The sequence below is a fragment of the Brevundimonas sediminis genome, from assembly GCF_048799765.1.
GTDB lineage: Bacteria > Pseudomonadota > Alphaproteobacteria > Caulobacterales > Caulobacteraceae > Brevundimonas.
On record NZ_JBLYQK010000010.1, the window covers coordinates 39,208 to 60,183 of the forward strand.

23 protein-coding genes are annotated in these 20,976 nt (G+C 69.5%); 6 read left to right on the forward strand and 17 right to left on the reverse strand.

Annotated elements, in window-relative coordinates:
- Positions 1–18 precede the first annotated feature (18 nt).
- From ACLQ7T_RS07870 to ACLQ7T_RS07900, 7 genes are read right to left on the reverse strand one after another with little or no spacing between them, the layout of a single operon-like run.
- Positions 19–384 (reverse strand): ApeI family dehydratase, encoded by a 366-nt coding sequence (locus ACLQ7T_RS07870; protein ID WP_420478918.1) that lies wholly within the window; start codon positions 382–384, stop codon positions 19–21.
- Complete coding sequence (locus ACLQ7T_RS07875) at positions 381–1,697, reverse strand: class I adenylate-forming enzyme family protein (protein ID WP_420478919.1); 1,317 nt, start codon at positions 1,695–1,697, stop codon at positions 381–383. The genes ACLQ7T_RS07870 and ACLQ7T_RS07875 overlap by 4 nt, the downstream gene beginning before the upstream one ends.
- A complete protein-coding gene (locus tag ACLQ7T_RS07880; RefSeq protein WP_420478920.1) occupies positions 1,694–2,263 on the reverse strand; it encodes a COG4648 family protein in 570 nt (189 codons plus the stop codon). The genes ACLQ7T_RS07875 and ACLQ7T_RS07880 overlap by 4 nt, the downstream gene beginning before the upstream one ends.
- Entirely contained in the window at positions 2,250–2,510 is a 261-nt protein-coding gene (locus ACLQ7T_RS07885) for an acyl carrier protein (RefSeq protein ID WP_420478921.1), read from the reverse strand. The genes ACLQ7T_RS07880 and ACLQ7T_RS07885 overlap by 14 nt, the downstream gene beginning before the upstream one ends.
- Positions 2,507–2,779, reverse strand: a complete 273-nt coding sequence (locus tag ACLQ7T_RS07890; RefSeq protein WP_420478922.1) for a phosphopantetheine-binding protein — start codon at positions 2,777–2,779, stop codon at positions 2,507–2,509. Before ACLQ7T_RS07890 ends, ACLQ7T_RS07885 begins: the two co-directional genes overlap by 4 nt.
- Entirely contained in the window at positions 2,776–3,537 is a 762-nt protein-coding gene (locus ACLQ7T_RS07895) for a lysophospholipid acyltransferase family protein (RefSeq protein ID WP_420478923.1), read from the reverse strand. Before ACLQ7T_RS07895 ends, ACLQ7T_RS07890 begins: the two co-directional genes overlap by 4 nt.
- A complete protein-coding gene (locus ACLQ7T_RS07900) occupies positions 3,534–4,181 on the reverse strand; it encodes a beta-ketoacyl synthase chain length factor (RefSeq protein WP_420478924.1) in 648 nt (215 codons plus the stop codon). Before ACLQ7T_RS07900 ends, ACLQ7T_RS07895 begins: the two co-directional genes overlap by 4 nt.
- A gap of 72 nt (positions 4,182–4,253) precedes the next feature.
- On the opposite strand from ACLQ7T_RS07900, the gene ACLQ7T_RS07905 reads away from it, so the two are divergent.
- A complete protein-coding gene (locus tag ACLQ7T_RS07905) occupies positions 4,254–4,772 on the forward strand; it encodes a holo-ACP synthase (protein ID WP_420478925.1) in 519 nt (172 codons plus the stop codon).
- Here the strand turns inward: ACLQ7T_RS07905 and ACLQ7T_RS07910 are convergent.
- Together ACLQ7T_RS07910 and ACLQ7T_RS07915 are read right to left on the reverse strand one after the other, a co-directional pair.
- Positions 4,758–5,492 carry a glycosyltransferase family 2 protein gene (locus tag ACLQ7T_RS07910; RefSeq protein ID WP_420478926.1) on the reverse strand — a complete coding sequence of 245 codons (735 nt, stop codon included), beginning with the start codon at positions 5,490–5,492 and terminating at the stop codon, positions 4,758–4,760. The genes ACLQ7T_RS07905 and ACLQ7T_RS07910 overlap by 15 nt on opposite strands.
- 22 nt (positions 5,493–5,514) lie before the next feature.
- A complete protein-coding gene (locus tag ACLQ7T_RS07915; protein WP_420478927.1) occupies positions 5,515–5,970 on the reverse strand; it encodes a hypothetical protein in 456 nt (151 codons plus the stop codon).
- Positions 5,971–6,218: 248 nt separating this feature from the next.
- Here ACLQ7T_RS07915 and ACLQ7T_RS07920 point away from each other — a divergent pair, with 248 nt between their 5' ends.
- A complete protein-coding gene (locus ACLQ7T_RS07920; RefSeq protein WP_420478928.1) occupies positions 6,219–6,797 on the forward strand; it encodes an acyloxyacyl hydrolase in 579 nt (192 codons plus the stop codon).
- A 52-nt stretch (positions 6,798–6,849) separates the two neighbouring features.
- Here the strand turns inward: ACLQ7T_RS07920 and ACLQ7T_RS07925 are convergent, their stop codons facing one another.
- The 5 genes from ACLQ7T_RS07925 to ACLQ7T_RS07945 form a co-directional block, all read right to left on the reverse strand.
- Positions 6,850–7,515 carry an OmpW/AlkL family protein gene (locus ACLQ7T_RS07925; RefSeq protein WP_420478929.1) on the reverse strand — a complete coding sequence of 222 codons (666 nt, stop codon included), beginning with the start codon at positions 7,513–7,515 and terminating at the stop codon, positions 6,850–6,852.
- 119 nt (positions 7,516–7,634) lie between these two features.
- Positions 7,635–9,011 carry an oxygen-independent coproporphyrinogen III oxidase gene (hemN, locus tag ACLQ7T_RS07930; protein WP_420478930.1) on the reverse strand — a complete coding sequence of 459 codons (1,377 nt, stop codon included), beginning with the start codon at positions 9,009–9,011 and terminating at the stop codon, positions 7,635–7,637.
- Entirely contained in the window at positions 8,998–9,147 is a 150-nt protein-coding gene (gene cydX, locus ACLQ7T_RS07935) for a cytochrome bd-I oxidase subunit CydX (protein ID WP_420471521.1), read from the reverse strand. The genes hemN and cydX overlap by 14 nt, the downstream gene beginning before the upstream one ends.
- Positions 9,148–9,167: 20 nt before the next feature.
- On the reverse strand, positions 9,168–10,316 hold the full coding sequence (gene cydB / locus ACLQ7T_RS07940) for a cytochrome d ubiquinol oxidase subunit II (RefSeq protein WP_420478931.1): 1,149 nt from the start codon (positions 10,314–10,316) through the stop codon (positions 9,168–9,170).
- A 24-nt stretch (positions 10,317–10,340) separates the two neighbouring features.
- On the reverse strand, positions 10,341–11,921 hold the full coding sequence (locus ACLQ7T_RS07945; protein WP_420471583.1) for a cytochrome ubiquinol oxidase subunit I: 1,581 nt from the start codon (positions 11,919–11,921) through the stop codon (positions 10,341–10,343).
- 196 nt (positions 11,922–12,117) lie between these two features.
- Here ACLQ7T_RS07945 and cydD point away from each other — a divergent pair, with 196 nt between their 5' ends.
- Complete coding sequence (gene cydD, locus ACLQ7T_RS07950) at positions 12,118–13,725, forward strand: thiol reductant ABC exporter subunit CydD (RefSeq protein WP_420478932.1); 1,608 nt, start codon at positions 12,118–12,120, stop codon at positions 13,723–13,725.
- Complete coding sequence (locus ACLQ7T_RS07955) at positions 13,722–15,368, forward strand: amino acid ABC transporter ATP-binding/permease protein (protein ID WP_420478933.1); 1,647 nt, start codon at positions 13,722–13,724, stop codon at positions 15,366–15,368. The genes cydD and ACLQ7T_RS07955 overlap by 4 nt, the downstream gene beginning before the upstream one ends.
- Here ACLQ7T_RS07955 and ACLQ7T_RS07960 read toward each other — a convergent pair.
- Positions 15,365–16,102: a Crp/Fnr family transcriptional regulator gene (locus ACLQ7T_RS07960; protein WP_420471525.1), complete on the reverse strand. Its 738-nt coding sequence runs from the start codon at positions 16,100–16,102 to the stop codon at positions 15,365–15,367. The two genes, ACLQ7T_RS07955 and ACLQ7T_RS07960, sit on opposite strands and share 4 nt — an antisense overlap.
- Positions 16,103–16,198: 96 nt before the next feature.
- Here ACLQ7T_RS07960 and ACLQ7T_RS07965 point away from each other — a divergent pair, with 96 nt between their 5' ends.
- The gene (locus ACLQ7T_RS07965) at positions 16,199–16,600 is read left to right on the forward strand and encodes a hypothetical protein (protein ID WP_420478934.1); all 402 of its coding nucleotides are present in this window, start codon (positions 16,199–16,201) and stop codon (positions 16,598–16,600) included.
- An 8-nt stretch (positions 16,601–16,608) separates the two neighbouring features.
- On the opposite strand, the gene ACLQ7T_RS07970 is transcribed toward ACLQ7T_RS07965, so the two are convergent.
- Both ACLQ7T_RS07970 and ACLQ7T_RS07975 read right to left on the reverse strand, forming a co-directional pair.
- A complete protein-coding gene (locus ACLQ7T_RS07970) occupies positions 16,609–17,925 on the reverse strand; it encodes a DUF6880 family protein (RefSeq protein ID WP_420478935.1) in 1,317 nt (438 codons plus the stop codon).
- Between the two features lie 84 nt (positions 17,926–18,009).
- Positions 18,010–20,502 (reverse strand): glycoside hydrolase family 3 protein, encoded by a 2,493-nt coding sequence (locus tag ACLQ7T_RS07975; protein WP_420478936.1) that lies wholly within the window; start codon positions 20,500–20,502, stop codon positions 18,010–18,012.
- A gap of 186 nt (positions 20,503–20,688) precedes the next feature.
- On the opposite strand from ACLQ7T_RS07975, the gene ACLQ7T_RS07980 reads away from it, so the two are divergent.
- Positions 20,689–20,973 (forward strand): YerC/YecD family TrpR-related protein, encoded by a 285-nt coding sequence (locus tag ACLQ7T_RS07980; protein WP_420478937.1) that lies wholly within the window; start codon positions 20,689–20,691, stop codon positions 20,971–20,973.
- The last annotated feature ends 3 nt before the right edge of the window (positions 20,974–20,976 follow it).

The following is a 20,976-nucleotide window of genomic DNA, read 5'->3' on the forward strand; positions in this document are numbered from 1 at the left end:
GAACCGCCCCCGGGCCAATCAGGCCAGGTCGCCGACGTCGCCCTGCGAGGCCGGCGCGCCGTCCAGTTTGAACACGAACGACAGCCCCCCGGTCGCCGGGTAGTGACGAAGCTCCAGCACCACGGCGTCGCCGGGGGCCAGCACGCGACGGAACTTCAACCGCGAGATGGTCGCGCTGGACGGCCAGCCGCCCCACACCCGCTCGGCCAGCAGGACGGCCAGATGGGCCTGCGATACGCCCGGCAGGATAGGCTGGCCGGGGAAGTGACCGTCGAAATAGATCAGCTCGGGAACGAGGGTGAAGGCGATCTCCGCCGTCGTCTCGCCGGTGCGCCGGATATCCAGATCAAGCACGTCCAGCGGGCTGGAACCCGTCACGGTCATGGGCGGCTCCCGTCGGGCGCGCCGAACAGGGCGCTGAGCGTGGACAGGATACGCTTGCCCTGGCTGTTGGTCTCGATCCGGTCGACGAAGCGCCAGTATTTGGGGCGCTCGGCGCTTTCCAGCAGGGGAGAGACGGCGGCGCGCAGCCGGCGGGACAGGCGGAAGGTCCCCTCCTCCGCCAGCAAGGCGTGGCCGGCGGGGGTCAGCTCAACCACCGCGCCCAGTGCGCCCTTGTGGTCCGGCAGGGACAGGGCCGCGACGGCGGCGATCTCCGGAAGTCGCCCCAGCATCTCCTCGACGCGGGCGAGCGACACCCGCTTGCCGTCGATCTTGACGATCCGGTCGCCGCGCGGCTTGAGCCGGAAGCGGCCGTCGGCCTGCCGGTCGATGACGTCGCCGGTCTGCTCGGGGCGGTCCTCCTGCAGATAGGGCGAGCGGACGATCAACGCCTGGTTTTCGTCAGCAGTGATCGAAACGTCCGGGAACGGGGTCCAGAGGGTGTCGGGTCCGGTCTGGCGACGCCAGGCGAGGCCGCCGGTCTCGGTCGACCCGAGCACTTCGGTGGCCGGGCGGTCGAAGACCGCGACGCAGCCGGTCGCCGCATCGGTCGGCAGCAGCTGGCCGGACGAAAAGACCAGCCCCGGCGTCGGCCGATACAGCGCCGCACGCGGCGACAGGCGGGTCAGGTGGGCCGGGCTGGAGACCAGCGTCGCCCCGCCGAACCGGCCTTCGAGGTTCTCCCAATAGACGGCGGGGGCGTCGTCGCTGATCCGGCCGGACATGATCGGCCAGACCACGCGGAACAGGAAGCCGTAGAAATGCTGGTGGGACACGGTGGAGATGACCGGGCCCGCCTCCGCGCCCCACAGGCTGTCGAGAGCGCGCGCCTCGATCTCAAGGCGGGACAGGTTCTTGCGGACCCGCTTGGGGACGCCGGACGAGCCCGAGGTGAAGAAGTCGATGACCGGGTCAGTGACGGCGTCGCCCGGCGCCGCGCCGCCGTCCGCCAGACCCTCGAAAAGATCGTCAGTGATCAGGGCTTCGGGCGGGCAGCCGATCTCGGCCAGATATTCAGGCTGGGCGTGGGCGGGCATGGCGATGATGCGCCCGACGGCGGCGGCGGCCAGAAGGCTGGCCGTCAGGTGCGCGGCGGACGCCACGCTGAGAAAGACGGTGTCGCCCGCGGCCTGCACGCGCGGCGCCAGGGCCGACGCCAGACGTCGCACCTCGCCCGCCGTCACGACCGCGCCGTCCCGCTGGAACAGCGGCAGGGCGGCGTCGGTCCGGATCAGGGTCTGGATAAGGCCGTTCATCGGGCTTCCATGGCGCGCCGGGCGAAGGGACGCACCAGCAGCTCGCCGACAATCAGAACGCCGATCAGCCCGTAGGCGACCCCGGCGTTGTAAAGGGTCCAGGTCTTCCAGTCGGCCCACAGGGCGGTCCAGACCGCGATCAGCCCGTTGACCGCGAAGAAGCCGGTCCAGACGAGGGTCACGATCCGCGTATAGACGACCCCGCTGGCGGGCAGGTCCGGATCGGTCAGGCGGGCGAAGCGCTCGATCATGCTGGGGCCGCGCAGCAAGGTCTGACCGAAGGCCAGGAACATCGCCGCGTTCATGAAGGCGGGATAGAGCCGGACGGACAGCTCGCGATCAAACAGGGCGACCAGCAGCAGACCGGCCGCCGCCGCCAGAAGTCCCCAGGTCAGGGCGCCGGGCGTGCGACGGGCCCGATCGGTCAGGGCGCGCAGCAGCAGAAAGACGAGAAGACCGCCGACCACCCATCCGGGGCCGACGGTCCGCACCGCGATGGCGGCGACAACAGGGTAGAGCACCGAGGTTCCGACAAGCAGAACCGCCGGCACATCAACCTTGGGCATGCTTCTTCTGGGCGAGGTTCAGCACGTCGTCGATCGTGCGGATGCTGCGGAACTCATCCGGCTCGATCTTGCGGCCGGTGATCTCCTTGAGCTGGACCATCAGGTCGATCGCATCGATCGAGTCGAGGTTCAGCTGCTCGACCAGGTCGGCGTCGGGCGTGATCAGGTCACGCGGCACATCGAAGGCCGAGACGAGGTAGTCCTTGATCTCGGCGTAGATCGTTTCCCGTTCCATGACAGCGCTCATTGCTTCAGGGCCTTCTGCTGGGCCACGAAGGCGATCAGGGCGTTGATCGTCTGGAAGTGGCTGTGCAGTTTCTTGTCATCGACGTCGATCTTGATGTCGAACTTCTTCTGCAGGGCGACGCCGATCTCGAGGGCGTCGATGGAGTCCAGGGCCAGCCCGCTGTTGCCGAACAGGTCCTCGTCCGAGCCGATGTCGTCCGGCGTGATGTCCTCGAGGTTCAGCACCTCGATGATCGCCGATTTCATCTCGAATTCCGTGGGTGTGGTCATGCGGCAAGCAGTTCTTCTATGCGGCGCTCGACCTGGGTGCACAGGTTGCGGGCGGCGATGGCGGATTGAATGGATTGGTCAGGAACGTCAATATGTTCGTGAACCTGGATGACCCAGTGGGCGCGCCGACTGGGGACTTTATACCACGGCTCGCCCTTGAGCAGGGTCGGCGGGGTGCAGGTGATGGTCACCAGGCGGACCGGCGCCTGTGACCGGTGCGCGATATAGGCGAAGCCGCGCTGGTATTTCGGCTTGACCCCGGGCGGGGTGCGCGAGCCCTCGGGGAAGATCACCAGGTTGTTGCCGGCCTGCAGGGCCGCGACGCAGTCCTCGATCAGCCGTTCCGGGTCGTTCTCGTTGGGGATGTAGTTGGCGGCGGTCACCACGCCCCGCATGAAGGGATTGCGCCAGACGCCCGCCTTCACGACGCACTGGGTGCGCTCCATCAGCGACATGATGAAGACGATGTCGAGCAGGGACGGATGGTTGGCGATCACCAAGGTGCCGCGGTCATTACGCAGAAGCGCCTCGCCATGCACCTCGTAGGAGACGGCGCCGAGGACCACCATGATCTTCACATAGGTGCGCCAGACCCGGTGAACGGTCTGCTGGGCGATCCGCGTACGGCGCTCGCGGTCGCGGACCAGAAGGTTGATCAGGGGGAAGACGACGATCGCCAGGAACAGGCCGCCCAGCCCGAACAGGGCGAAGGAGGTTCCCGTGGCGATCAGCAGCCAGAAACGGGCCAGGGCCTTCATGCCGCCAGCGCCTCGAGGCGCGGCGGAGAGAAGCTGATCCGGGCCTGACCGGCGGCCAGGGCGTTCACCAACGCCAGCGCGCCCGTTCGTCCAGGGACGGCCTGCACGACATCGCCCTCCCCTTCCAGCGTCAGGCCCAGGGCCATGAAGACCCCGGGTGTCGGCTCATCAAGGTCGCCGTACAGCGCGGGCAGCCGCTCCTCGGCGTGGACCAGGACGACGGAGGCGGCCTCGCCGGTGGCCAGCTGGGTCCAGGCTTCCAGCAGGCCGGCGGACAGGGTGGCGGCGTCGCCGCCGAGCGACACCTGGTCCCCCGGCCCCTCCAGTGACAGGCTGAGCGCGCCCAGCGGCGCGTTGTGCACCGACAGGCCGAAAAGGGACGGCGACAGAAGCTCGTTGCGCGCGATGTCGCTGAGCAGGGTGACCGTAGACTCCAGGTCGCCGTTGGGGCTGGACAGGACAACGCCCGTCCCCGGCCGGTCGCGCAGCAGCGGCAGGGCGCATTGAAGGACGTTACGGGTGAAGGCCGGCAGGCGACGCCGTTGCTGCGCGGGAATGGCCGAAGCCTCGTCCGCCACGCCAAACCGCTCCTCCGCCTCATCCGAGACGATGGCGGCCCAACCGCTCACACCCAAAACTGGCACCTTGTCACATCCCCCGACGCTCACGTTGTAATCTATATGTCTGACCCGATCAGTTCAATATAATCCGACCCCATGGCCGGAACCCTTCGAACCCTGACGGTGAGCTATGCCGTTCGATTTGCGGCGAAGTTTCCGCCGGACACCCGCCTGCCACGACAGATCCAGAGCGACGCCGCGAACCGGCTCGCGGCCGAGCTGACCGCGGCGACCGGCGGATCGGGAGACACGCTCTCCAAGGCCCACAGCCGCACCGGGGTGGCGGTGGCCGCCGCGCCCGCGGGACGGATCGGATGCGATCTGGAGCACAGGACGAAAGGCCGGCCGATCCGGGACATCGCCGATCTGCTGATGAACCGACGCCCCGACGACGACCAGACCGCCTATCGGGTGTTCACCTTCCACGAGGCCTATTTCAAGGCGTTCGGAGAGATGGCCGGCGCCGCCCGGCTGCGCGCCGTGGCGCTGGAGACGGCCGCCCGCTATCGCACGGCCGAGGGCCTGAATGTGCTGCACGAGGCGGTCGGCGACGACTTCCTGCTGACGATCGTGTGGGACGCCCCCGTCGAGGCGACGCGGCTAGCGGACGACTGACATCCACAGCTTGCCGATCAGGCGGAACGGGGCCTGCAGGGCCAGCCGCGTATGCATTTTCGAGATGCGCACATTGTCGGCCAGCATCTCGAAATTGGAGACATTGTCCGGCGGGTAGATCACCTTCGTCGGCAGGTTGACCGCCGGCACGCCCCGCCAGTGCATGTGCACCGCCATCTCGGTGTCGAAATCCATGCGCGACCCGATCCGGGTGCGGGCGATCACCCGGGCGACCGGCGTCAGCGGATAAAGACGGAAGCCGCACATCGAGTCGGCGATGTCGAGCGAGGCCGTTTCGATCCAGACCCAGACGTGGGTGATCCAGCGGCCGATCTTCCGGGCCTTCGGAACGCTTTCGTCATAGACCGCCTGCCCGCAGATCAGGGCGTCCGGCCGGGCGAGCGCGGCGGCGATGAAGCGCGGCACGTCCTCGACGTCATGCTGGCCGTCGGCGTCGATCTGCAGGGCGTGGGTGAAGCCGCGCGCTATGGCCTCCCGGAAGCCGGTCAGCACCGCCACGCCCTTGCCCGCGTTGGCGTCCAGCCTCAGGACCTCGACGCGGCCGGCCGGATCATGCAGGGCGGCGAGCGCGGAACGCGCCGGCTCCGCATTGCCGTCGTCCACGATCAGGACAAGGTCGCAAAGCTCGACCAGCCGCCGCGACAGACGCGGCAGCTGGCTCACATGACGGTACGAGGGGACAACGGCGCACAGGCGCATTCCGGTTTGCGCCGTCCCGAGATCAGCGAAGGCTGACCATGTCGCCCTTCAGGGCGACGCCGGCCATGAGGAATCCGGCCGAGCATTTGTACTGGGTCCGGCTGGACCACTCGACATTGTCCCAGTTGGACTTGAGGTTGATGACCGCATTACCGCCGTTGGCGAGGGTCTGGTCCTTCAGACGGATCAGGGCCGACAGCATGACCCACTGGCAGGACTCCTCGGGCGAGCGGCCGAAGCGGCGGCTGCGCTGGGAGGTGGTCACGTCCGCCTCGATGCGGCGGCTGACGCCCGGATGCGGCGCGTCGCCGAAGTAGAACCGAACGCCCTCGAGCTGCGCCGCATACTCCGGGCGCTCCAGCACATTGGCCAGTTCGTGGATGGTGACCACGTCGGCGGCCGCCGTCGTCGGCGTGGCGGGCGCGGCCAGGAGGGCTGCGGAAAGGACAACGCCAGTCACAAGGATACCGGGCTTCATCAGGTCTCTCCTGTTCGGAAGGCCAAATCGTCCGCGACGTTCTGGCACGGCGAAGCTGCATCGGCAACCGGATCATCTGCAGCCCCGGCGTGTATGTCGCGGCGCGCCGGACACCCCTTGCAAGCCCCCGATTCTCGAATAGGCTCCGGCCTTTCCGGATCACGGACGGCGTTCGCCGAACCCGCACGATCTCCGTCCACATCCTCGACAGGGCGGAGCCCGGTCCGGGGCCACAAAAGGTCATACCCATGCACGTCCGCGCTTGCGCCCTGCTGACCGGCGCCGTCGCCGTCCTCGCCTGTGCCGGCGAGGCCCGGGCCCAGGATTTCCGGCTGGTCGATGAGGTGCGTTTCGCGGTGCTGCAGCACGACACCGGCGTGATCGGCGAGCATCGCGAGGACGGCGTCGACCTGGGCGTCGAGGTCCTTTCCACCCCGATCCATGCGCTGGAGCTTGTCGGTTCGCCCCGCTTCGTGGCGGGAACCCTGATCAACACCGACGGCTACACCAACCAGGTCTACGCCGGTCTGCAGGCCGAGCGTCCGCTGGCGCGGGGCGTTCTGAACCCCGACGACACCCTGTATGTGGAAGGCATGGTCGGCGTCGCCTGGCACGACGGCAAGCTGGACGTCACGGGCACGCCGCTGGAAGACGAGTGGAAGTCGCACGGCAGCCGGCTGGTGTTCCGCACCGGCTTCGGCGTCGGCTATCGCTTCAATGAAAAGTGGTCGCTGACGGCCACCTTCCATCACATCTCGAACGCCGACACCTCCCTGCCGAACGAAGGGTCGAACGACATCGGCCTGCGACTGGGCATGAAGCTCTGATCGCAGACGGGGCCGCATCGCCCTTGCGGCGATGCGCCCCCCCTGCCCGCGCCTAGAACTTCCGGCTCACGCCGACCGACACGACCCACGGATCGAGATCGACATCGCTGCGCAGCGCGCCGTTGTTCACGTCCGCGTCGGTGTTGAACCAGACCTTCTTGACGTCGACGTTCACGCTCCAGGGGCCCTGGATGCCGATGTCCGCCCCGGCCTGCAGGGCGTAGCCGAAGCCGTCGTCCAGATCGACAGTGAAGCCGTTCTTGTCGTCGCCGCTGTAGAACAGCATGTAGTTGATGCCCGCGCCGACATAGGGGCTGACGCGGCCGCCGCTCAGCGGACGGTATTGCAGGGTGACCACCGGCGGCAGGACCCAGGTCTCGTGCACGGCGACGTCCGTTCCGGCCCCCTGGGCGCGGATTTCATGCCGGGTCGTTCCGAGAATGGCCTCGACGGCGAAGTGGTCGGTCAGGAAGTAGGTGAAGCCGAGGGTCGGCATGACGCTGTCGCCGACATCGACGTGCAGACCGCTGTCGGCGCCCGCGGCGGTCACGATGGCGTTGTCTGCGCCCGAGAAGACGTCGGTCACGCGACCGGTGACCAGCCAGTCGCCCTTGCGGGGCGCTTCCCAGGTGTTGGCGGTCTGGGCCATGGCCGGGGCGGCGAAGGCCGTCGCAGCGGCGGCGGCGAGGATCAGGGTCCTGAATTTCATCTCTGTCATCCCCGACGCCCGGGGTCGCCTCATGCGGCCGTTGGCGGGCGTCTTGGAAGCGTGATGCGCCTGAGCGGGACGAGAAGCCTTGATCCAGCGCAAACCTGAGCCGTGAAGGGTATTTTTATTCAGACGACCCGAGCGTGGCGCTGCTGGATTCGCGCCGCGTCCGGATCGAACGTCGCGCAGACCGCGCGGACGAACGGACGGCCGAGCGGGGTCACCGCGACCCGACCGCTCTCGATTGCGACCAGCCCGTCCTCACCGAACCGGCGCAGCAGGGGCCAGGCGCCGGCGACCTCGGTCATATCGCGCCCATGCCGGAGCGCCAGCGCGGGCACATCGACGGCGAAGTCGCACATCAGGCGCTCGATGATCTCGCCGATGAAGGCGTCGCGCGCGGTCAGGGCCACGCCCCGCGCCACGGGCAGCTCGCCCCGTTGGACCGCCGCGCGCCAGTCACGTTCGACGGTATGGTTCTGGGCGAACCCGCCGGGCGCATGGCTGATGGCCGAGGCGCCCAGACCGATCAGGAGCTCGGCCTCGTCGGTCGTATAGCCCTGGAAGTTGCGATGCAGCCGGCCGGCGCGGTCAGCCGCCGCAAGCGAATCGTGCGGCAGGGCGAAATGGTCCAGGCCGATCGCCCGCCAGCCCTTCATGGCAAGGTAGCGGCTCGCCGCCTGGCTCTGGGCGAAGCGGACCTCGGCGCCGGGCAGATCCGCGTCATGGATCAGCTTCTGGTGCGGCTTCATCCACGGCACGTGGGCGTAGCCGAACAGGGCGATCCGTTCGGGCTTGAGGGTCGTCACCAGACCCAGGGTGGTGACCACATGCTCGATGGTCTGCAGCGGCAGGCCGTACATGAGATCGAGATTGATCGAGGTCACCCCCTGCTCGCGCAGGGCCGTCACCGCCCACTGGATGGTCTCGAACCGCTCGGGGCGGTTCACGGCCGCCTGCACCTCGGGCGACAGGTCCTGAACGCCCAGGCTGGCGCGGCTGAGCCCGATCCGGCCCGCGGCCTCGACCCAATCCGGCGTCAGCACCTCGGGGTCCAGTTCGGCGGCGATCTCGAAGCAGTCCGTCAGGTCAAAACGGGCCGCCAGACCGGCGTGCAGCCGCTCCAGCTCCGCCGGCGGCAACATGTTCGGCGTGCCGCCGCCGAAATGGATTGAGCCGACCCGGGGGCGGCGCCCCATCCGCGCGACGACCAGGTCGGCCTCTCGCAGCAGCAGGTCGACGTAGCTGGTGATCACGCTTTCGCGGTTCACCGCGCGGGTGTTGCAGCCGCAGTACCAGCACAGCCGCTTGCAGAAGGGGATGTGGAGATAGAGGGAGACCGCGCGATCGGGATCGGCGGCCTCCAGCCAGCGTCCCCAGTCCTCCGCGCCGACGGCGGGCGTGAACTGCGCCGCCGTCGGGTAGGAGGTGTAACGCGGGGCGTGGGCGTCGTAGCGCTCGATCAGCGCCCGCGTCGTCAGGCCCTTGGGACTAGAGGGGAACATCGCCCTCTTCCGACGCGTCAGGGGTGGACAGGCCGGCGTCACCGTCATTGAACAGGGCGAACTCGTGCCACAGTCCGTTCAGGACGCCGAAGGCCACCGCCAGTCCGAGGCCGAGGATCCAGGCAAAATACCACATGGGTCAGAACTCCTTCGGTCTCAGTACAGGTCAGGGTTGGTCTTGAGGGCCGAGGTCGAGCTGCGGCCCCAGAGGACCTTGTAGACCCAGGCCGTGTAGGCCAGCACGATCGGCAGGAAGATCAGCGTGCAGATCAGCATGATGAACAGCGTCAGATGGCTGGACGAGGCGTTCCAGACCGTCAGGCTGGACTGCGGATTGATCGAGCTCGGCAGGATGAAGGGGAACATCGACAGGCCGACCGTCGAGATGATCCCCACCGCCGAGGCCGAGGAGCCGCCGAACGCCAGGGGCGCGGACCGGCGCCACATGCCGGCCAGGCCGGCCAGGGCGCCGACGAAGCCCAGCACCGGGGCGATGATCATCCACGGATAGCGGCTGTAGTTGTCCAGCCAGGCGCCCGGCGCGGCCTCGACCGTCGTCCGCAGCGGGTTGGAGAAGCCGTTGGGGTCCAGTGCGCCGGTGACCCGGAAGCCCATGTCGCCGAAGGCGATGAACAGGCCGCCGACCGCGAACAGGACCAGGGCCAGCACGCCGGCGATGGTGCCGTACAGGCGGGCGCGTTCCAGAACCGGTCCCTGCTCGGCCTTCACGGACAGCCAGGCGGCCCCGTGGAGAACCAGCATGCAGACGGACAGCAGGCCGGCGATCAGGCTGAACGGGGTGAACAGGCCGAGAAGATTGCCGTCGTAGAAGCTGCGCAGATCGGCGTCGAGGTGGAAGGGCGCGCCCAGCAGGACGTTGCCGACCGCCACACCGAAGACCAGCGAGGGCACGAAGCCGCCGATGAACAGGCCCCAGTCCCAGATCGTGCGCCAGGTCTTCGACGCCCGCTTGGAGCGGTATTTGAACGACACCGGCCGCAGGATCAGGGCGGACAACACCAGGAACATGGCCAGGTAGAAGCCCGAGAAGCTGACGGCGTAGACGAAGGGCCAGGCCGCGAAGATCGCGCCCCCGCCGAGGATGAACCACACCTGATTGCCTTCCCAGGTGGCGCCGACGGTGTTGATCACCATGCGGCGCTCTTCATCGGTCTTTGCGACGAAGGGCAGGAGGGCGCCGACGCCGAGATCGAACCCGTCCGTCAGGGCGAAGGCGATCAGCAGCACGCCCAGCAGTCCCCACCAGATCAGGCGGAGCGTGGCGAAGTCGATAGGAAGTTCCATGATCGGATGTCCTGAAGGTCTGGATCAGGCCACGGCCGGCGCGGGGGCGCGCTCGCCGGGCTGCTCGGGGTCGGTTTCGCCGAACGTTTCCTGCTCGTGGAACGGCCCCTTCTTGATGGCGTGGAGCATCAGCTTCACCTCGACGACCGCGAGCGTGCCGTACAGCAGGGTGAAGCCGACGATGGTGGCCCACAGCTGGGGCACGGTCAGGCTGGAGGCGCCGAGGAAGGTCGGCAGGACCCCTTCAACCGCCCACGGCTGGCGACCGAACTCGGCCAGGATCCAGCCGAATTCGATGGCGATCCACGGCAGGGGGATGGCCAGGACGGCGATGCGCAGGAACCACTTCGTCTGGTGCTTGCGCAGGGTGCACAGCACGAAGGCGGTGGCGAACAGGGCGATGAGGAACATCCCGACCCCGGCCATGACGCGGAAGCTCCAGAACAGGACCGGCACGTTCGGCACCGTCTCCCAGGCCGTCTGACGGATCAGTTCGGGCGTCGCCTGGCGCGGGTCCGCGACGTGGCGCTTCAGCAGCAGGCCGTAGCCCAGGTCGCGACGGTGGGTCTCGAAGACGCCGCGGGCGGCCATGTCCTGCGGATCGGCCTTGACCTTCTGCAGGGCGTCATAGGCGATAACCCCGGACTCGATCCGCGTTTCGGCCGTGGCGACCAGTTCGAAGATGCCCTCCACCGGCTTGTCGATGGTGCGGGTGGCGATCAGGCCCATGACCCACGGCACATGCACGCCGTAGTGGGTGGTGCGGTCCTCCATGCTGGGGATGCCGACCAGGGTCAGGCCGGCCGGGGCCGGCTCGGTCCGCCACATGGCCTCAAGCGCGGCCAGCTTCATTTTCTGGTTGTCGGTCAGGGCGTAGCCGGACTGGTCGCCCAGCACGACGACGGACAGGGCCGAGGCCAGGCCGAAGGCGGCGGCGACGGTCATCGAGCGCTTGGCGAAGCCGACGTGCTTGTTGCGGAGCAGGTAGAAGGCCGACACGCCGAGCACGAAGACGGAGGCGCAGACATAGCCGGCGCTGACGGTGTGCACGAACTTGGCCTGGGCGACCGGGTTGAACAGCACCGCCATGAAGTCGGTGACCTCCATCCGCATGGTGTCCGGGTTGAAGGCGGCGCCGACCGGGTTCTGCATCCAGCCGTTGGCGATCAGGATCCACAGGGCCGACAGGTTGGTGCCCAGCGCCACCATGAAGGTGACGAACAGGTGGGCGTGCGGCTTCAGCTTGTCCCAGCCGAAGAACATCAACCCGACGAAGGTGGCCTCAAGGAAGAAGGCCATCAGCCCTTCGATGGCCAGCGGGGCCCCGAAGATGTCGCCGACGTAGTGGCTGTAATAGCTCCAGTTCATGCCGAACTGGAACTCCATGGTGATGCCGGTGGCGACGCCGAGGACGAAGTTGATGCCGAACAGCACGCCCCAGAAGCGGGTAATGGTCCGCCAGATCGGCCGGCGGGTCATCACATAGATCGACTCCATGATGACCAGCATGAACGACAGGCCCAGCGTCAGGGGCACGAACAGGAAGTGATAGAGGGCTGTCAGTGCGAACTGCAGCCGGGAGAGGTCGACGACCGCCAGGTCGATCATGGCAATGCTCCAAGGCGCCGGGCACGACGACCGGCGTTTAACTGTGCCCTAGAATCGTGACGGGGCACCCGCCTTGATTTCGATCAAAGCTCCCGTACAGCCGTGAATTTAATGGGACGCATTGTCTCGGTCGGGCGTCGGGCGGCGCTTTGTCCGGTGGCGTCCCGTCGCCAAAGAGCGTTGGAGTAGTGTGATGACCGCCGCGCCGATCCCGTCCGATTCGCCGGCCGCCTGGCTGAAGCGCGCCGGGCGACCGCACCGCCGACTGGCCGCCGTCGCGGCCCTGCTGGCCGTGGCCGACGTCCTTCCCGCCATCGGCTTCGCCGCCGGTCTGTCGCTCGCCATCGTCAACGCCGTTCCCTCGATCGTCGACGCCCTGCCGTGGCTCGGCCTGGCGGTCGCCAGCCTGCTGCTGCGCGGACTGATCGGGCAGGCCGCGGTGATCGTCGGCGCCCGCACCGGTCGGGCGGTGAAGATCGACGCGCGGACGCGGCTGCTGTCCGACCTGTTCAACCGGGGCCGGCGCTCCACCCAACGACTGACCGCCATCGTCGAGGGCGTCGAGGGCCTGGACGGCTACTTCTCCCGCTTCGCCCCGCTGCGGATGGCCGCGGCCCTTTCGCCGCTGCTGATCATCGCCGCCGCCGCCGTCGCCAGCCCGGTGTCGGCCGGGGTCCTGATCTTCACCCTGTTCCCCTTCATCTGCGGGATGATCCTGGCCGGCACCGCCGCCGCCCGGGAAAGCCGACGCCAGTTCGAGGCGCTTGAGCGACTGGGCGGCCTGTTCCTCGACCGGGTGCGCGCCCTGCCCGCCGTGCTGGCGTTCGGGGCCGGACCGGCCACCACCGCCGAGATCGCGCGCGGCGCGGACGAACTGGAGAAGCGCACCAGCCGCGTGCTGCGCATCGCCTTCATCTCGTCCGGCGTGCTGGAGTTCTTCTCGGCCCTCGCCGTGGCCCTGATCGCGGTCTACTGCGGCTTCAACCTGCTGGGCCTGCTGCCCTTCCCGGTTCCGGAAAAGCTGGACCTCGCGCGGGCCTTCTTCGTCCTGGCCCTGGCGCCGGAAGTGTACCAGCCGCTGCGGCGCCTGGCCGCCGCCTACCATGACCGCCAGGCCGCCGAGGCCGCCGTTCCGGCCCTGATCACGCCGGAGCCGGTCGCCCTGCCCGCCCCGCCGACCGGCGAGGCGGCTCCGGCGATCCTGTTCGAGAACGTCGCCATCGCCTACGCCGCGGACCGGCCGCCTGTTCTGAACGCCTTCACCCTGAGCGTCGCGCCGGGGGAAACCGTCGCCCTGCTGGGCGCCAGCGGGGTCGGCAAGTCCAGCCTGCTGCACCTGTTGCTGGGCATGGCGCCGTTGAGCGACGGCGAGGTCCGGATCGACGATATCCCGCTGAGCCGGAGCGCCGGCCTGGCCGGACAGGTGGCCTGGGCGGGGCAGGCCCCCGTCGTGGTCCCCGGCACGCTCGCGCAGAACATCGCCGTCGCGGACCCGTCCGCCTGCCCGGGACGTCTGGAGATGGCCGCGCGCGCCGCGGGACTGACCGCGGATCTCGATCGCCCCATCGACGAGCGGGGGGGCGGTCTGTCCGGAGGCGAACGCCGTCGCCTCGGCCTCGCCCGGGCGATCCTGAAGCGGGCGCCGATCCTTCTGCTGGACGAGCCCACCGCCAATCTGGACCCTGGATCCGAGCAGGCGATGCTGGCGGTCATCCGCACCGCCGCGCAGGGGCGCACCACGCTGATCGCCACCCATTCGGACGCCGTGGCCGGCCTCGCGGACCGGGTGGTGCGCCTGTGAAGCCGCACGCCCACATCCGCGATCTGGTCCTCGAACAGCGCCGGGTTCAGCGCGACCGGCTGCGTCTGGCCGCGGCGGCCGGGGCCCTGGTCTCGATCGCCGCCGTCGGCCTGCTGGGCCTGTCGGGCTGGTTCCTGACCGGAGCCGCGCTGGCCGGCGCCGCCGGCGCCGCGGCCGCCCAGGCGTTCAACTACATGATGCCGAGCGCCATCATCCGCCTGCTCGCCATCCTGCGCACCGGAGCCCGCTATATCGAGCGGGTGGCGGGCCATGAGGCGGCCCTGAAGGCGCTCGCCCGCCTGCGGCCCCAGCTGTTCGACGCCCTCGCCGCCGGCCCGGTCCGGCAGACCCTGACCCTGTCTTCGGGAGAGCTGTCCGCGCGTCTGGTGCAGGACATCGACGCCATCCAGACGGTCTTCATCCGCCGGTCGGCGACCTGGAGCCTCGGCGCCGGTCTCGCGACCGCCGCGGTGTTGGCGACGATCGCCAGTCCTCTGGCCGGGGTCGCGCTCGTGGCGGGCGTCGCGGTGACCGGCGTGGGCGGCCTGATCCTCGCGCGAGCCGTCTCGGCGCCCGCGGGCCGGGCGGCGCAGACCGCTGTCGGGGCGCTGAAGTCCCGCCTGTCCGCCCTGGAGGCCGCGTCGCCGGAGCTCAAGGCCTACGGACTGGACGACTGGGCCGTCCAGGAAGTCGCCGGGGCGGCGGCGGCGTCCGATCGCGCCCAGATCGCTCTCGCCCGCGCCGGAGGCTGGATGGCGGCCTGGCAGGCGGCGGCGACCGCCCTGACCCTGACCGGCGTGGTCCTCGCGGCGCGCAGCGCGGAGCAGCCGATGATCGCCCTCGCCGCCCTCGCCGCCGTCATGGGGATCGAGTCCGCCGCCGGCCTGACCGGGGCCCTGCATCTGAATGGACGCGCCGAGGAAGCGCTGGACAGGCTGGACGCCGCCCTGCCCGCCGCCTCCATCCAGCACGGCCGCGCCCCCGACGGAGCGGACCTTGTCCTGAACACGCTGGATCAGCGGCTGACGCCGCCGGCCCGCATCGGCCTGTACGGTCCGTCCGGCGCCGGAAAGACCAGCCTGATCGAGCGGCTGTGCGGTCTGCGCGACGCCCTCCCGGATGAGGCTGCGCTGGGCGGAGTCGACCTGGCGGAAATCACCCCGGACCTGCGACGCCCCCTGTTCGCCTATGCGGCCCAGGACGTCCGGCTGCTGGACGACAGCTGGCGGCGCAATCTGCTGCTGGCCGGTCCGGCGGACGAGGCGGCGCTCTGGGCCGCCCTGGAGGACGCCCAGCTGGCCGACCGGGTGCGCGCCGAGCCGCAGGGCCTCGATGCCCCCGTCGGCCCGAACGGCGAACGGCTGTCCGGCGGCGAACGGCGACGGCTGGGACTGGCCCGCGCCTTCCTGAGGACCGCGCCCTGGCTGGTGCTGGATGAACCGACCGAAGGACTGGACGCCGAAACGGAAGCGCGGGTGCTGGCGGCGTTGGATCGACGTCTCGCCGCCGGCGGACAGGGGCTGATTCTGGTGAGCCACCGTCTGGCCCCGATGCGGTTGTGCCCGCTGCAGGTCCGGGTTGAGGGGCTTGAGCCGGACGGTCGCGTGCGGATGACGCCGGACCGCCTGTCGAGCGTGGCCTAGTCCAGGCCTTCCGCGAGGTCTCTCAGCCGATCCGGCTGAAGAACGAGCAGCTCGTTCAGAGACAGCAGGCGCACCACGCCGGCGGTCTTCAGCTTGCTCAGCTCACGGCTGACGGTCTCGATCGTCAGACCGAGATAGTCGGCGATCTCGGACCGGGTCATGGGCAGGTGGATATGCCCCTCGGTCCGCGGGCGGATCGGGTCACGCGCGGGCAGGTCCAGCAGGAAGGAAGCGATCCGCTCCTGCGCCCGCTTGCGTCCCAGCAGCAGCATCTGGTTCTGCGCCGCGGCGAGCTCATGGGTGGCGCGGTCCAGCAGGGCCTCTTCCAGCGCCGGAAGCTCCCGGATCAGCGCCCGGTATTCAGTCTTCCGGAACCGGCAGAGGGTCACGTCCTCGATCGCCTCGGCGGCGAAGGCGTAGTCCGAGCCGCTGGCCAGACCGACGAAGTCCCCGGCGAAAAGGAAGCCGGTGATCTGGCGCCGGCCGTCCGGCAGCAGCTTGTACACCCGCACCGAGCCCGAGGTGATGTTGAACACATGCGTCGCCGGATCGCCCTCGCGGGTCAGACTGTCGCCGGCCTTGAGCGCAGTCCGCTCAACGATGGCGTCCAGCCGCGCGAGGTCCGTCGGCTGCAGGCTGCCGCAGACGCTGAACGCCCGCGCACCGCAGCCGGCGCAGGCCGCTTCGTTTCGCCGTTTGGCGCAGTCGGTAGGGAGGGTGCGCAGTTCAAGCATGGGAGACGCACAGCTTACGACCGGCGGGTCGTTCAAATCAAACCGGGATTGACCGAAATCAAGGCATGCGACGTTCCGACCGTGCAGAGGTCGGGCATGCTTCTGGACGTGCGCATGCTGACACCGGACGACGCCCTGCCGACCTTTGCGTTGGCGCGGCTGTACGATCCGTCCCTGACCCTGCCGGACTGGACCCGCCAGCTGACCCGGCCGGACACCGAGGAAGGCACCTTCGCCGCCTTCCGCGGGACGACGGCGCGGGCCCTGCTGCGTTACATGATCACCCGGTCGGCGGACGGCGCCGAGGTGGCGGTGATCCGCTGGGTGACCGCCTTCGACCTGATCGACCCGGAGAGCGTCGCCGAACAGCTGGTCGCAGCCGTGCGGGAACGGGAAGCGGCCGACAGCCGGCTCACCGCCTGGGCGCCGAGGGAGGGTTGCGGGGCCCGGTTCGAGAGCGCCGTGGCCGGCGAGGCGGTCCTGCACTCCGTCCTCTGACCGGACGGTCAGCGGCGAAGCAGGCGCCCCGTCCCCACATCCCTGCGCAGGCCGGAGACGAAGGCGGCGTGACCGTCGTCGCCGGTCAGCGTCGCCAGACTTTCAGCCTCATGGATCAGGCCCACGACCTCCTCGTCCAGATCGCCGCCCAGACGCACCAGCGTCCGCGCCCGCGCCCGCAGAAGGATCAGCGCCGCCCGGGGATGGCGCGCGGACAGGCGCGCGGCCCACAGGGCGGTGTCCTCATGCCCGCCGCGCAGCTCCGCCGCCCGCGTCTCGATCATGTCCGCCGCCTCACGCAGGGCGGGCCAGTTCATCAGGAAGGCCAGTCCCTTCACCGGATCGAAATAGCCGGCGGCATGGGCGAAGGCCCGGTCCAGCGCGACCACATCCTCGAAGTCCGGCAGGCGGGCGACGGCGGCGCGCAGGGCGTCTGGCGACAGGGTGCGCTCGAACAGCATCCAGCGCGCCTCATCGGCTTCCGTCGCACGCCCCTCTGCCTCCAGCACCGCGATCTCGGCGTTCAGCCAGCGTTCCTCGGGCGTCGGCGTCCGGGACGCCTCCAGCGCCGCCCTCGCGGCCCCCGGCCGACCGGCGGCGGCCAGACGCAGGGCCATCACCGACCCGACCTCGGGTCGGGTGCGATCATCATCCGGAATGGCGCTGATCCAGGCGTCCAGATCGCCGCTGCGCTCGGCCAGCTTGCGGACCACCAGGGCCAGCCGCCCGATCGGGCGCGGCTTGTCCGTCGTCAGCGCCGCCAGCACGGCGGCGGCCACGGCCGGGCTCAGGTCGCCGACGCCCCGCCCGATCCAGGAAGCCCACTCCGAAAGTCGGGTCGCGAGCGCGTCCGACAGCACCGGAGCCGCCCCCTCGGGCCCCAGCGCGGACGCCAGCGCCGCCAGTTCGCCGGTCGCGCCGTCAAACAGCAGCCCCAGTTCGCCCTTGGGATCCTTCACCCGGGCGGTCAGGCCCGGATAGAGATCGAACCAGCTCACCATGCGGTCGAAGGCCAGACGGGCGTCGAGCGGGGCCAGACGGTCCACGATCATCCGACGCAGGCTCTGCAGGTCGCGGATCAGCTCGGGCCGCTTGCGCCACGAGACGCGGACCCGGCTGTCGCCGAGCGACGTCAGCCGCTTGTCCAGCTCCAGCGCCAGATCGGCGGCGCCGACCTCTCCCGCCAGCTCCATCCGCAGCCGCCGCTTCCACAGGGCGTCCCCGCCGGCCACCTCCATCAACAACCCCGCCAGCCGGTCGGCGCCGAGGGCGGCCAGATTGGGCGCGGTCAGGGTTTTCTTCGGGCCGGAGGGACGTTTCGCCATACCGTCTTCTAGGCCGCGTCGGCCGGACGGCAAAAGGGGCGGCTGCAGCGCAACCGCCCCTTGAGGACAGTCCGGAAGCCGCCCCTAGCGGGCGGGACAGACCGTGTCGTTCTCGTTCGACGCCAACCGCACCTCCGAGACGGAGACCGTGAAGGCGCCGGCTGTGGCGAGCTGGAACGGCGTCTCGACATTGCCGAGGTTGGCCCCGGCCTCGCCGAAGCAGGACAGGCGGATCTTCACCGACTGCCACTCCCCGATCGGGGCGCTGTTGAAGATCGAGGTCATGTCGACCGCACCGCCCTGGAGGTTCAGGGACACGGACGAGGCCGGACGGGCGTCGACGCGGTAGCGGAAGCTCAGCGCCATCTCGCCGTTGGACTGACGCGTCAGGTCGACCGCGCTGCCCCAGATCTGGGCGTCGCCGCGGCCCGAGCCGTTCCAGCGGAACTGACGGGCGCTTTCCTGCGCCCGGTCATCCACCACAAAGGCCTCGATCGCGCCGCGCGGGCTGACCCCGCCCTGTCCGAGGGTCGGCTTGGCCTGACCGCCGGCGTCGTTCAGCAACAGCGACCAGGGCGAGACGAACTGGCCCGAGACGAAGTAGCGGTCGACCACGGAGGTTTCGCCGCTGACGCCGGAGTCCTCGGACAGGACCGGCACGGCGCCGCCCCGCGCGTAGGTCAGGCCGTAGCCGTAGGCGAACTGGGGATCGTAGTCAGCCTGCCCACGGTTCAGCGGAACGCCCGCGGCGTTCCGGGGCCAGGAGAAGGACAGGGTCCCGCGGAAGTCGTGGCGGGCCTTGCCGTCGCGGTCGCCGATCAGGACGTCGGCGACGCCCCCGCCCTCGGTCCCCGGCAGCCAGGCGGCCACGAAGGCGTCCGACTGGTTCAGCTCCGGGTTCACCCACATCGGACGGCCCGACAGGAAGACGGCGACGGTCGGGATGCCCGCGGCCTTCAGGCGACGCAGGGTCTCCAGCGGCTCGGTCGGGACGAAGTCGAGGGTGTCCACATCGCCCTGGAACTCGGCATAGGGCGTCTCGCCGAAGACGACGATGGCCACGTCCGGCTTCCGGGTGAAGGAGCCGTCGGCGCTCAGGGTCGCCGAGCCGCCGCCTTCGGTGACGGCTTCACTGATGCCGCTCCAGATCGACTGGCCGTTGGGGAAATCGGCATTGGTGTTGCCCGTACCCTGCCAGGTCAGGGTCCACCCGCCGGACGCCTGACCGATGTCGTCGGCTGCGGTTCCGGCCACCAGCACATGGGCGCCCGCGCGGATCGGCAGCACGGAACCCTCGTTCTTCAGCAGCACCAGCGACTCGCGCACGGCCTCGCGGGCCAGGGCGCGGTGGGCGGGCGAGCCGAGATGCTCGAAGCGGCCCTCGACCTCATAGGCCGAGCCGAACAGGCCGGCCTTGACCTTGGCGCGCAGGATACGGGTCACGGCCTCATCGAGACGGGCCATGCTGATCTCGCCCGAGCGAACCTGGGCCAGGGTGTTCTCGTACAACGGCTTCCAGCTGTCCGGCGCCATGAACATGTCGATGCCGGCGTTGAAGGCGGCGGCGCAGCTTTCGTTCGAACAGCCCGGCAGCTGGCCGTGGGCGTTCCAGTCCGAGACCACGAAGCCGTCGAAGCCCAGCGGCCCGTGCAGGACGTCGCGCAGGATGGTCGAATTGCCCGAATGCTTGAACCCGTTCCAGCTGGAGAAGCTGGCCATGACCGACAGGACGCCCGCGTCGATCGCCTGGACGTAGCCGCCCAGATGGATGTCGATCAGCTCCTGTTCGGAGCCGATGAAGTCGCCCTGGTCCTTGCCGTTGTGCGTGCCGCCGTCGGCGAGGAAATGCTTGGCCGAGCCGGCGATCCGGCCGGGGGCCAGGGGGTGGTCCGGGGACAGTTCGCCCTGAAGCCCCAGGGTCATGGGACCGGCGTAGCTGCGCTGGACCTCGGGGTCCTCGGCATAGCCTTCGTAGGACCGGCCCCAGCGATCATCGCGCGGCACGGCCAGGGTCGGGCCGAACGTCCAGTCGGCGCCGGTGACGGCGACTTCCAGCGCGGTCGCTTCGCCGATGCGGCTGATCAGGTCGGGATCGCGCGCGGCGCCCAGGCCGATGTTGTGCGGGAAGATGGTCGCGCCGACGACGTTGTTGTGCCCATGCACGGCGTCGATGCCGTAGATCAGCGGCACGCGGGCGCCCGGGCGGGCGGCGGCGGCGGCGCGGAAGGCGCGGGCCAGATCGACCCAGGCCTGCGGCGACGCGCGCTCATCCCCGCCGGGCGAGGAATTGCCGCCCGCAAGAATGGAGCCCAGCGGATAGGTCAGCAGGTCCTCGGGCTTGATCGAGGCGATGTCGGCCTGGATGGTCTGGCCGACCTTCTCCTCGACCGTCATGCGGGCCAGCAGGTCGGCGACGAAGGCCTCGGTCCGGGCGTCGCTCATGGCGTCGGGCGACGACGCCTGCGGCCAGTTCGCCGGATGGGCGCGGGACGCCTCCGGCACGGGCGGCGGCGTCTGGGCGAAGGCCGGCTGAGCGATGGCGAGCGTCAGCGCGAGAACGGAAACGGTACGCAGCATTGGGTTCCCCCCGGGAGATTTTCTTGTTCTGCGCGGCCGGTCTGGCCGCGCCTTCCGTCCCGTTGGCGGGCGGATGTTAGCGCTAACTATCGGCGACATACCGCGCGTTTGGCAAGTCATGGTGTCGCCCGACGCCGCTACAGAATGCGCTTGCGCGTTCTACTGTTACAGCATATTGGAACGCGCATGCCGACACCGACCGCCCGCGACGCCCTTCACGACGCCCTCCTGACGCTGGAAACGCGTGAGGAGGTGGACGCGTTTCTGGCCGACCTCTGCACCCCCGCAGAGCTGCGCGCCTTCACCGAGCGTTGGGCGGTCGCCCGCCTGCTGGACGCCGGAGGCAAGTCGTATCGCGAGATCGCCGCCGAGGCGGAGGCCAGCCCCACCACCGTCGTGCGCGTCGCGCGCTTCCTCAAAGAAATGCCGCATCAGGGCTACCGCCTGGTGCTGGACCGACTGAAAGCCTGAGTT

Bases quoted from the DNA above. Each gene is read 5' to 3' on its own strand.
- ACLQ7T_RS07870 (WP_420478918.1), bottom strand. From the start codon at position 384: ATGACCGTGACGGGTTCCAGCCCGCTGGACGTGCTTGATCTGGATATC.
- ACLQ7T_RS07875 (WP_420478919.1), bottom strand. From the start codon at position 1,697: ATGAACGGCCTTATCCAGACCCTGATCCGGACCGACGCCGCCCTGCCG.
- ACLQ7T_RS07880 (WP_420478920.1), bottom strand. From the start codon at position 2,263: ATGCCCAAGGTTGATGTGCCGGCGGTTCTGCTTGTCGGAACCTCGGTG.
- ACLQ7T_RS07885 (WP_420478921.1), bottom strand. From the start codon at position 2,510: ATGAGCGCTGTCATGGAACGGGAAACGATCTACGCCGAGATCAAGGAC.
- ACLQ7T_RS07890 (WP_420478922.1), bottom strand. From the start codon at position 2,779: ATGACCACACCCACGGAATTCGAGATGAAATCGGCGATCATCGAGGTG.
- ACLQ7T_RS07895 (WP_420478923.1), bottom strand. From the start codon at position 3,537: ATGAAGGCCCTGGCCCGTTTCTGGCTGCTGATCGCCACGGGAACCTCC.
- ACLQ7T_RS07905 (WP_420478925.1), top strand. From the start codon at position 4,254: ATGGCCGGAACCCTTCGAACCCTGACGGTGAGCTATGCCGTTCGATTT.
- ACLQ7T_RS07910 (WP_420478926.1), bottom strand. From the start codon at position 5,492: ATGCGCCTGTGCGCCGTTGTCCCCTCGTACCGTCATGTGAGCCAGCTG.
- ACLQ7T_RS07915 (WP_420478927.1), bottom strand. From the start codon at position 5,970: ATGAAGCCCGGTATCCTTGTGACTGGCGTTGTCCTTTCCGCAGCCCTC.
- ACLQ7T_RS07920 (WP_420478928.1), top strand. From the start codon at position 6,219: ATGCACGTCCGCGCTTGCGCCCTGCTGACCGGCGCCGTCGCCGTCCTC.
- ACLQ7T_RS07925 (WP_420478929.1), bottom strand. From the start codon at position 7,515: ATGACAGAGATGAAATTCAGGACCCTGATCCTCGCCGCCGCCGCTGCG.
- hemN (WP_420478930.1), bottom strand. From the start codon at position 9,011: ATGTTCCCCTCTAGTCCCAAGGGCCTGACGACGCGGGCGCTGATCGAG.
- cydX (WP_420471521.1), bottom strand. From the start codon at position 9,147: ATGTGGTATTTTGCCTGGATCCTCGGCCTCGGACTGGCGGTGGCCTTC.
- cydB (WP_420478931.1), bottom strand. From the start codon at position 10,316: ATGGAACTTCCTATCGACTTCGCCACGCTCCGCCTGATCTGGTGGGGA.
- cydD (WP_420478932.1), top strand. From the start codon at position 12,118: ATGACCGCCGCGCCGATCCCGTCCGATTCGCCGGCCGCCTGGCTGAAG.
- ACLQ7T_RS07960 (WP_420471525.1), bottom strand. From the start codon at position 16,102: ATGCTTGAACTGCGCACCCTCCCTACCGACTGCGCCAAACGGCGAAAC.
- ACLQ7T_RS07965 (WP_420478934.1), top strand. From the start codon at position 16,199: ATGCTTCTGGACGTGCGCATGCTGACACCGGACGACGCCCTGCCGACC.
- ACLQ7T_RS07970 (WP_420478935.1), bottom strand. From the start codon at position 17,925: ATGGCGAAACGTCCCTCCGGCCCGAAGAAAACCCTGACCGCGCCCAAT.
- ACLQ7T_RS07975 (WP_420478936.1), bottom strand. From the start codon at position 20,502: ATGCTGCGTACCGTTTCCGTTCTCGCGCTGACGCTCGCCATCGCTCAG.
- ACLQ7T_RS07980 (WP_420478937.1), top strand. From the start codon at position 20,689: ATGCCGACACCGACCGCCCGCGACGCCCTTCACGACGCCCTCCTGACG.